Origin of the sequence: uncultured Deefgea sp. (assembly GCF_947072475.1) — a bacterium.
Taxonomy (GTDB): Bacteria; Pseudomonadota; Gammaproteobacteria; order Burkholderiales; family Chitinibacteraceae; genus Deefgea.
In genome coordinates, this window is sequence record NZ_CAMTIA010000032.1 from 22,333 (window position 1) to 33,289 (window position 10,957).

The following is a 10,957-nucleotide window of genomic DNA, read 5'->3' on the forward strand; positions in this document are numbered from 1 at the left end:
TAAACAACAACTTTACCCATTCGCATTACAAATAGGCTTTCTTGCTAGGGTCTATTGACGTTGGGTTTCCCGTCGCCGCTTACGCACTTGTCGCGGAGAATCAAGGCGTAGTTAGCGACGCAAGTCATGCTATGAGAGACGGCTACAACGCTTAGTCGCCGCCCAAAGGCCCAGCCCGCAGGGTTTGCGGCGACTTGTTTTAAAGATGTCAGCCTGATGCTGCGTTACAAAGCGCTGACTTAACAATTTGGATATTCAAACCCCAAGTCAAACCCCAAGTTGCGCGCGGCATGCCTTGCCTCAGGCCCAAATCCGCACCAACGCGGCTGGCCAACCAAACGTCAACAGACCTTAGCATGGCATTGAGCACCGTCCCTGCCGCTGGGTGTGATTAAAAGATACAGCGACTGTAATCGCCATGGTATTAGCAAATACTAATACTGTAAGATGGCGTTTTATATCTATTGATTGCGCGCACAATGATGTTACGTAAATTAACCAGTTTATTCGTGTTAACGCTGATGCTAGCCGCTTGCGGTGGTGGCGGAACTGGCGGTGGAACTAGTGGCGGAACTGGCGGTGGAACTGGTGGCGGAACTGGCGGTGGAACCGGCGGCGGCACTGGCGGTGGAACTGGCGGTGATACCGGTGGTCATCCTGCAGTCGTAGAGCGTAGTGTTAAATTACTCGATCAAGCTCAGCAATTAAATGCCAGCAGCTTTGGGCTGGACGATGCCGCATTCTCGCCCAGTGCGGTGGTGCTCAAAGATAATATTCTGTATATAGCTAATGACCTTACTGCGGCTGCGGCTTCTGTTTTGCGTTTTGATCTTAAAGCCAACAAAGCATTAACGCCGATTAGTAATTTTTCCAGCAATGGCAGCACCGATGGTTTTAAGCGTTTATACGATATAAATCAGTTTCAAGATCGGCTTTACACCGCGTCTCTTTCGTCCAACCGCGTGGATATTTTTGATATTAGCCAGGACGAACCGCGCTTTATTACCGCGCTAGGCACAGGAGACTGGAGAGGCCCATCCAATCAAGTCTTAGTTCATCCGATTGCGGTGGCGGCCAATGCCAACTACATCTTTGCCGCCGATACAAACCAAAGAATTTCGGTTTGGAAACAAAGCGACGCCACCCCAGCAAATAATAAAAAAGCCATCAAGCATGCTTACCTTAGCTTGCCTGACTGCGCTAGCATCAGCTGTGATATCAAGCTATCTACCGTGGGCGAGCGGCTTTTTGCTAGCTTTGGTAATGGTAAAACCTTGGTTTACGACGTAAGCCAGCTGGCTGAATCGACTACCATGGTGCAAGCCATCATGCAGCAAGATAGCGAAAGCAATACGCTCATCCAAGGCGACAATGGACAGCTGTATGTAAGCCGCACCGGAGGCGGTATTGATCGCTTTGCATCCAGCAACTTACCAGCCAGCGGCGCGCAAATTTTACCCGCGACACCACTCGATCAATTTCGCCAAATCAATCTGGCCGATCAAGCCACACCACAAAATTTGCTCAAAGCAAAAGACATTGGTTTTAATCAGCAAACCATTGCCGCAATCCAAAATAAAAACATCTTGATCCTGCCACAACGACAAGTGGACGAACTACACCACATCGACAAGGCAACAACGCAGCAGTATCAGTATGCCGCCATGCCTGCAGCGCAAAAAGGATTGCTATTACAAGACAGCGACAGCTGGGAGACATTAACTAATCCACAACTGCGCAGCTTTGCGATCAACAAAATTCTCAGCGGCAAGCTCGATCAGCGGCAATTGGCATTAAGCAGCTACAGCGCTATCCACGTTCGCAATCTAGAAATTCAAGCCCGCCTTAAAGGCAGTGAACAGTGGTTTGTGCTTGGGTCGCTAGATCTGCTACCGGCATTTAGCACCGTTCGCTTTGATGTCGCTATCATCGATGGCCGTACTTTTCAGCGGGTTGACGATAAAGGCAGTGTGCAATTCAAAGGTTTAGACGCACTCAGCGTACTGCCGAGCGATTTGTTTGAGATTCGAATTGATTCCAAAACCGATGCGCACGTGCAAAAAATCAGCAATTTCAAAATGAAATGGCAACTTTCATTTGGCACATACGATGCTAATGGCAGTGATGCATCTTGGGGGAAAATCAATCCGATTTACGCCCGCGAATGGGTCATCATGATGACCAATTTTGCGTATGCATTAAACAGCCCCGAATTTGAGCATGTTTGGTTTAACCATAAACAAGTTATGGGCCATGATTTCTTTGGTAACGCCGGTCAAATTAATGCTCCGGGTGGATTTTTTACTAGCGACGATTACCGCAATAACTATCAAGCGATCATGAATCGTGGCGGCATTCGTTTGGGGGTCACCACCATGGGCGGCGGGCTCGGTGGAGGAGATGTTCTAGGTATCGACACCTGGAATTACTACCAACATTACTTTAAAAATAACGGCATTATCGGCCATGAATTCGGCCACCACTTTGGTAGTCATGACAGTGCTTGGGCCAATTCAAGCTATGGTTTACAAAGCAGCAGCGCCCAATTGCTGGACTACTTCCTCAGAAAACAACAGCTCCCGTATATGGATCCAAACATCAATGGCTTTCATTTAGCGCCAAGGGAGATGCTTTACAATGGCATTGTGGAAAAAATGCGCGTGCCACGCGAAGATTCGGAGGTGAATAATCTAGAGCGTTATTTCAGTGCCAACCCACTGTAAACTGAGCCTACTGCGTTAAAAACAGCGCTCCATCGCCAATACTGGCCACGCAAGTGGCCAGTATTTTTTTTGCCTCACTGGGGCCAGCCAATTGCGGTGCTTGGACTCGTTCAATACCCGATAAGCCTCATACTGATGCCGCTGTAATCGCCAACGGTCATCAACTCACCTTTAGCCTTTCTTGAGTACACTGCCATCGTTGCCACAGCGCCCTTGCTGAACAACTCTCGTGCCTTGCTGAGCCGCTGTAGCTATTTTGGTTTCGCGGCTGTGGCGACTTCCAATACGCCAATACCCATTGTCGATGGGCTTCAAGCACCAGGCATAACTACGCCGAGTGTCATTCCACTTGCGCCAAGCAATGATCGTAAATTGTTCGATGAGTCCAACATCAGCAGATGAAGTAAGAATTTTGCTTACTTTATTTCGCGCCGTTTCGGTGCTCAGTTTGCTGTGATTGATGCTCAAAGCAGGCACAGCACAGCGGTGCCAAGCGCGGATTCAAGGCAAGAATGACGTGCAGTCATGCTTTTAATATTTACATAAAGCTTAAATACAAAAACCATACTAACATCAGCAAGTAGAAAGCAAACATTGGTTGAAATCATAATGATTTTAGAGCACCTAAAATTAAAAACTCGCAAACAACACTCACGCCTTCATCAACACCCTCTTCTCATAGGGATTACCCAGTCTGGGTATTCTCTGGCACGCTATATTCAATTATTAAAAGCTTACTACGAAATCTATTCCGCCATTGAAACCGTGCTTTTGCAACGTCAAAGCCAATTTAAGCTAGATTTTGATTACCAAGCTCGCTATAAGCTGCCGTGGTTACAAGCCGATTTAAAAGATCTTGAATCGCCGCCCACCATGAACCACCCTACTCTCGCTAATGAAACATCTGCCATCATCACCACGCCAGAGCAATGGTTAGGTGTGGCGTATGTGCTTGAGGGCTCAACCTTAGGTGCCCGCGTTATTAGCGCTTGTTTACAAAAATCACTGCGTATTAGCCCGCAGTTTGCTGGGCATTTTTTTAATGCCTATGGTTTAAACACCGCCAAATACTGGCATGAATATCAAACATTCTTAACCCGTCATCCAATTGTGGCAACAACAGAAATCACCGATGCCGCCTCACAGACCTTTGGCTTATTTAATAAAGGTCTTGATCTTTATGCCCAATAAAACATTAAGTACACCAGAATTTGAGCAAGCTTTGCGCAACTGCGCCACTGAGCCGATTCATTTAATCGGCTCGATACAAGATCATGGCGTATTATTGGTTTTAGATCTAAACGATGAGATCGCCCACATCAGCAGCAATACCGAACATTTTCTGGCATTAGACCCGAATGAATTACTGGGTAAAAAAATCAGCAACATCCCTTTGTTACGCCCAATATTAAATTTGCTTCTAGAAAAAAAATCAACAGCACATTACCAAAATATCGCCATCGGTAACCAATATCAATTTGATATCAACGTATCCATTCATGACGAAAATTTATATCTCGAATTAATCCCCAATACCATCGAAAAAGACCATCAGTTTAAAATTGAAAGCATAATCAAAGCGCTATTATCCGTCGATAGAACGGCCAATCATTCTGATTATTTCAATCTATTAGCACAATATATTCAAGAGATTAGCGGGTTTGATCATACGATGATCTATCGCTTTGATAGCAATTGGGATGGTGAGGTCATCGCAGAAAATTGCCACAATACCTCGGCCTGCTATCTGGGCTCTCGCTTTCCTGCGAGCGACATCCCTGCGCAAGCCAGACAGCTCTATACTAAAAATACCATACGTTATGTCGCGAACGTCGCTGCGGATCAAATTCCGATGTTATCCGCGCCCTTATATCGCCATAAAACGCCAGATTTAAGCGAGATTCAATTACGTTCATTATCGCCAATACATCTGCAATACTTAAACAATATGGGCGTTGCCGCTTCTCTTTCTATTTCTTTGTTACAAGATCAACGTTTATGGGGCCTGATTACTTGTCACCATAGAACCCCCAAATTATTAAGCGCTCAAGCTTTACTCCGGTGCGAATTAATCGGAAATTTAGTTTCAGAACATTTAAATACCGATCAAGTGCTGGAACAATTTTCGCTAGATGAACAAATCATTGTTTTATTTGGTAAGTTATCGCAATTTTTATGGTTGCCGCAACAAGGCATACCCGACCAGATTTTAGAAGAAATTCAACATTTAATGACGGCAGACGGGGTGGTGTTATCCTTAAATAACAAACGCCATCACTTTGGCAAAGTACCAGAACCGGCGGAACTCGAAGCATTAATTCAGTGGCTACATACGCAAGAGGGTGACAAAGCCTTTGCCTGCGATGATCTGAGTCTTCGCTTTGAACCCGCTAAAGCCTATCAGCATCTGGTTTCTGGGGTTTTGGCCGGGCCTTTTCCATTACGCAATGGCAGTTATGTGCTGTGGTTTCGCGCCGAATATCCGCGTCACATTTACTGGGCTGGCGAGCCTAATAAAACCCTCTTTCATGCAAGCGATGGCTCGCACAGACTGATCCCTAGGACCTCTTTTTCGGAATGGATGCAGATGTGGCCAGGGCATGCACAAGCTTGGCTTCCGGCCCAAATCATGATTGCGCAGCGTTTTGGCTCCGCCTTACTCAATCAAATTGAATATATATTTAAGCTAGAAAAAAATGAGCATGAATTAAATGCAGTCACCGAAAGATTAGAACAAACGCAAGAAATAATGTCGTCAATTATTCGACATATTCCAGCGATAGTGACCTTAAAAAATGCCGACAATTTAAGCTTTAAACTACTTAATCCTGCCGGATGTGAATTTTTTGGTATTCAAGAAGCCGACATCATCGGCAAAAATGATTTTTATTTATTTCCAAAAGAACAAGCAGAACGCTTTATTCAAAGTGATCGTCAAATTTTAGCCAAAACTTGCATCGTTGAAATCAACACCGAAGATATCTGTACTCGTAATGGCGAAATTAAAACTTTATTAACACGTAAAATCGCCCTCACCAATAAAAAAGGCGATGCCACTCATTTGCTGGGCGTATCAATTGATGTGACCGAAAAACGTGCGGCAGAACATGAAATTGAAAAACTCGCTTTTTATGACCCACTAACTGGACTCGCCAATCGTCGCCTCATGCTCGATAGGCTAGGCCAAACTCTTTTGGGCAGCGCCCGATCGGGCAAACATGCCGCGCTGATCTTAATTGATTTGGATAACTTCAAATCACTGAATGATATCCATGGCCATGATGCCGGCGATTGGCTACTCAAAGAAGTGGCCAATCGGCTAATTAGTGTAGTTAGAAAAGGCGATACGGTGGCCCGACTGGGTGGCGATGAATTTGTACTGATTTTGGATGAACTGAACGCCAATGAATCGCATGCGGCACAAGATTTAGAGTGGATTGCTAAGCAAATTTTAGAGCAATTTATTCATGAATTTCATATTCAATTACCCAATGAAATTGACGTTGCAAATCAATCGGTCATTCAACATCGTTGCAGCCCAAGCATTGGCATTGCTTTATTTCAAGGTTGTACCTTAAGCGCAGAAGAAATACTCAAGCGCGCCGATACCGCCATGTATCAAGCGAAGAGTGGCGGGAAAAACACCTACCGCTTTTTTGATCCGGAAATGCAAAAAGCGGTTTTAACTCGAATTAGACTAGAAACTGAATTACGCCACGCCGTAGTTCGAGAACAATTTATTCTTTACTATCAGCCACAGATCAATCATTTAAATCAATACATTGGCGCCGAAATGTTAATTCGCTGGCAACATCCCAGCCAAGGCCTGATTTCGCCTGCCGAGTTTATTCCTTTAGCTGAAGAAACCGGATTAATCCTACCGATGGGATTTTGGGTGCTGGAACAAGCCTGCCAACAGTTGGCTCGTTGGGCAATCAATCCTTTATTTGCACACCTCACCCTATCGGTGAATGTCAGTGCCAAGCAATTTGGGCTGCCTAGTTTTGAGCATGAAATTAAGCAATTACTCGCGACGTATCAAACCAATCCAAATCGACTCAAAATTGAAATCACCGAAAGCTTATTATTAGCCAACACCGAAAGCGTGATAAAAAAAATGAATGCCATCCGCCAACAACAAGTCTCTTTTTCAATCGATGACTTTGGGACTGGATTTTCTTCGCTCTCCTATTTAAAACGCTTGCCACTCGAACAATTAAAAATTGACCAGTCTTTTATCCAAGATATATTAACTAACCCCAAAGATGCCGCGATTGCATCGACCATTATTGCATTAGGCAAAAACCTTTGTTTAACCGTCATTGCCGAAGGGGTAGAAACCCAAGCGCAAAAAACATTATTAGAAAGCATGGGCTGCCTGACTTATCAGGGCTATTTATTTGGTCAACCGATGAAAATGATTGATTTTGAGCACCTTATCAACACATCGGCCATCGCAAAATACAGCCCGATTGAATGCGATGAAAGCAATTTAAAATAAAAACTTTTTCACTCGCATGAAACTGGCATTCCCATTCAACGTGATCTTGGTAAAATCAGCTTTTGCCCACGTCAAAAGATCAAAGCCATGAGCCTTTTTTGGAGCCCTATTGTTCACGCCCTTACGCCGTATACGCCGGGTGAGCAGCCTAAAATCACCAATCTGATCAAACTCAATACCAATGAAAACCCATATGGACCATCGCCCAAAGCCATCGATGCGATGCAGGCTGCAGTGAATGATTTATTACGGCTGTATCCAGACCCCAATGGCGATGCGCTGAAAGACGCAGTGGCGCATTTTCATCACGCCGATGGCATTACTCGGGCCAATGTCTTTGTGGGCAATAGTTCGGATGAAGTGCTGGCGCATACCTTTCAAGCACTGCTAAAGCACGATGCGCCGCTATTATTTCCTGATATTAGCTACAGCTTTTATCCGGTGTATTGTGGCTTGTATGGCATTGAATATCGCAGTGTGCCGCTCAACGAGGCGTTTGAAATCGACACCAACGATTACACCGGCGGTGGCGCGATTATTTTCCCCAATCCCAATGCGCCGACGGGTATTTTGCTGCCGCTAGCGCAAATCGAAGCGCTATTAAAAGCGCATCCCAATCAAGTGCTGGTGGTGGATGAGGCGTATATCGACTTTGGCGGCACCAGCGCGATTGCGCTGGTGAATCGATATGACAATTTGCTGGTGGTGCAAACGCTGTCGAAATCTCGCTCATTGGCCGGCTTACGCGTCGGCTTTGCCGTGGGGCACGCCGATTTGATCGCAGGGTTGGAGCGGGTTAAAAATAGCTTTAATTCCTATCCGCTGGATCGCGTTGCACTCGCCGGTGCGGTGGCGGCAATCGAAGATACGGGGTATTTTAATCAAACCTGTACTGCGATTAATACTACGAGAGATACCCTAACTAAAAATCTCAGTGAATTGGGGTTTGAAGTTTTGCCATCGCACGCTAATTTCGTTTTCGCGCGTCACCCACACCATGATGCGGCCAAGCTAGCACAGTCATTACGCGAGCGCGCCATCTTGGTTCGCCATTTTAAACCAGCGCGCATTGCGCAATTCTTACGAATTTCGATTGGCAGCGATGCTGAATGCGCAGCATTGATGAATGCTTTGCAAGCCATTCTAAACGCATAATTTGCATGACATAAGGCCAGTGCAAGTTTGAGATCAATCTTGCACTGGCTCTAAAATATTACTTTTCTTGCTGTACCTACCTTACACCAATACTGTACATTAGAAATCTTTAATGATTGGACCAGACAGAACAACGTCATCCCTCGTCGGTCAAACGGACCAATATCCATGCATTCATTTTTTGCCACACCCATGTTTGGCCGCGCCAAAGTATTTCGCGTGCTGCTGATCGCAGCCTGTAATTTAAGTTTTATTGCTTTAGTTGCACTCTTGCTCTGGCAAGTGGCGAGCTATCAATCGCGACAATCGATTCAATTGCTGACCGAACGTGGCGCGTCGATGATTGAGCAATCTTTACGCAACGCCTATACGGTGCTGGACCAAATTGCATTAGCCCCTGCCGAGCCTTGCCAAGCTATCTATGCTGATTTACAAAAAATCAGCGCGGCGACGCCCTACTTTCGCGCGATTTATATTGCAGATAGCCAAACACAACGTATTTTTTGCTCATCCGCTCATGCACTCGGCAAAATAGACTCGCCGATACAAACACTGATTAGCGACGGTGCCACGCAGGCCAGCGGCATTGCTTGGCATGAAAAAAGTTTAATTTCAGATCGAGAAGCCTTAATCATTTATCGCAAACTGGATAATGGCCGGGTACTCATCGGGGTGCTCGATTCGCAATATTACAAAGACATCTTGCAACTCGTGATGGGATTGCGCGTCAAAACCATTACGCTCAGAGTGGGTGATTTACAGCTCGTTAATCAGGGCAATGATTTTATATTAATGCCATTCACCGCCGCCAAAAATAATAGTACCGCCATTTCAATGGATCAATTGCCGGTGAGTGTGACGGCACAGCATAATCATTTTCAATTAAGAAAATACATTGAAACGAATTTACCCTTGGCTATTTTACTGTCTGTTTTGTTTTTAGCGTGGAGTAGTCGCTGGATTTGGTTACGATTTGGAGAAAACAACCATTTTCGTCAGCACGTGATCGAATCGATTCAGCAGCAGCAATTTAAGCCGTATTACCAGCCTGTGATGGGGCAGCAAAATGCCATTTGTGCCGTAGAAATCCTTGCGCGCTGGCAACATCCTCAGCACGGTTTATTAACTCCGGCTTTATTTATTCAACAAGCCGAAGCCCAAGGCCTACTGACGCCAATGATGCTGAGTATTATTGAGCAAGTTGAAATCGATTTAAGTACAAAACCCATCCCTGCACAATCTCGGGTAGGGATTAATATAACCGCACAGCAATTAAATGATCAATCTATGCTTAATGCTATTTTTGCACTCAATGCAAAATTAAAATATCTTGATTATCAATTGGTGGTTGAATTAACTGAAGAAGGATTAGTGAGCGATCCAGATTTGGCGAACAAAATCATTACCGAGATTGGGCAAGCCGGCATTATGGTGGCAATTGATGATTTTGGCATTGGTCACAGCTCGCTAGCGTCTTTAAGCCGCTTTCCATTTCATTATTTAAAAATCGACAAAAGCTTTATTGATCACATTGTGAGCCGAGAGAAAGATCAGATTATCGTCGCCAATATGGTCGATATGGCAAAAAAACTGAATTTAAATATCGTTGCTGAAGGGGTAGAAAACAAAGATCAAGCTGATTATCTTGCCATACTGGGGATTGATTATTTGCAGGGATTTTATTTCTCAAAACCGTTACCGATTGCTGAGCTGAGCGTGTTTCAATTTAACACTGAAAATACGGCGCAATTTCCTTATTTTCATTAACGCTACAAAGCATAAAATCGCCATCAACTGACGTTGGCGGCGATTTTTTACTGTGAATCACTCTTTCTAGCGCATTTTTTTGAAGCACCGATTAAATTGCGCTGATGAATTAAGGCGTTTTCACCGGCAAAGGCAGCCCTGCCACCATCAACACCACTTCGCTCGCCTGAGCCGCCAGTTGTTGCATAAAGCTGCCGTGTAAATCAACAAAATGCCGGCCCATCGCCGTTTCGGCGTGCAAGCTCCAGCCAATTTCATTACCTACGGCAATCACGATTTGCGGGGTACACGCGGCAAAGGCGGCCCAGCGGGTTTGCGCTTCAAGCAGTGTCGCGTCGCGATCGTAGCCACAATCGGTATACAGATTGGTCAGCCACAAAGTAATGCAATCGAGCACCATCACCGCGCCGCTAAAACCATGTGCTGCCAGATCAACCTCTTGCTCTAAATTCACCCAGCGCGAATCACGCTGCGCTTGATGCCGTGCAATGCGCTGGGCAAAGTCGTCATCCCAAATACGCGACGTGGCCAAATACGCCGGCCGCGTAGAGAGCGCCAAAGCACGCTGCTCTGCATAGCGGCTTTTACCGCTTTTTTGCCCACCGCTAATTAAAATCAATTGCATAAAAACCGACCTGTAGATGTGTTGGCGGCAAAAAAATGGCGACGCAAGGGTGGATTCAGCATTCAAACACGCTATTTTCCATGCGCTGTTCAGAATTACGTGTTGATCGTTTTTTAAGTGCCTGCGGCACATTGCTTTACAGTCGCAATCCGCGACGGGGACTTACTTTCTTTGCGTCGCCAAAGA

7 protein-coding genes are annotated in these 10,957 nt (G+C 45.4%); 5 read left to right on the forward strand and 2 right to left on the reverse strand.

The window, feature by feature from the left end; translation table 11 throughout:
• The first annotated feature begins 479 nt into the window (after positions 1-479).
• Entirely contained in the window at positions 480-2,723 is a 2,244-nt protein-coding gene (locus tag Q0V82_RS10960) for a hypothetical protein (protein WP_297575675.1), read from the forward strand.
• Between the two features lie 171 nt (positions 2,724-2,894).
• Here Q0V82_RS10960 and Q0V82_RS10965 read toward each other — a convergent pair whose 3' ends face one another.
• Positions 2,895-3,200 (reverse strand): hypothetical protein, encoded by a 306-nt coding sequence (locus Q0V82_RS10965; RefSeq protein ID WP_297575677.1) that lies wholly within the window; start codon positions 3,198-3,200, stop codon positions 2,895-2,897.
• 132 nt (positions 3,201-3,332) lie between these two features.
• Here Q0V82_RS10965 and Q0V82_RS10970 point away from each other — a divergent pair, with 132 nt between their 5' ends.
• From Q0V82_RS10970 to Q0V82_RS10985, 4 genes are all read left to right on the forward strand, one after another.
• Entirely contained in the window at positions 3,333-3,914 is a 582-nt protein-coding gene (locus Q0V82_RS10970) for a biliverdin-producing heme oxygenase (RefSeq protein ID WP_297575679.1), read from the forward strand.
• The gene (locus Q0V82_RS10975; RefSeq protein ID WP_297575681.1) at positions 3,904-7,224 is read left to right on the forward strand and encodes an EAL domain-containing protein; all 3,321 of its coding nucleotides are present in this window, start codon (positions 3,904-3,906) and stop codon (positions 7,222-7,224) included. Before Q0V82_RS10970 ends, Q0V82_RS10975 begins: the two co-directional genes overlap by 11 nt.
• A gap of 87 nt (positions 7,225-7,311) precedes the next feature.
• On the forward strand, positions 7,312-8,379 hold the full coding sequence (gene hisC / locus Q0V82_RS10980; RefSeq protein WP_297575683.1) for a histidinol-phosphate transaminase: 1,068 nt from the start codon (positions 7,312-7,314) through the stop codon (positions 8,377-8,379).
• 168 nt (positions 8,380-8,547) lie between these two features.
• Positions 8,548-10,146 carry an EAL domain-containing protein gene (locus Q0V82_RS10985; protein ID WP_297575685.1) on the forward strand — a complete coding sequence of 533 codons (1,599 nt, stop codon included), beginning with the start codon at positions 8,548-8,550 and terminating at the stop codon, positions 10,144-10,146.
• Positions 10,147-10,255: 109 nt separating this feature from the next.
• On the opposite strand, the gene Q0V82_RS10990 is transcribed toward Q0V82_RS10985, so the two are convergent.
• Entirely contained in the window at positions 10,256-10,771 is a 516-nt protein-coding gene (locus tag Q0V82_RS10990; protein WP_297575687.1) for a bifunctional adenosylcobinamide kinase/adenosylcobinamide-phosphate guanylyltransferase, read from the reverse strand.
• Between the last annotated feature and the right edge of the window lie 186 nt (positions 10,772-10,957).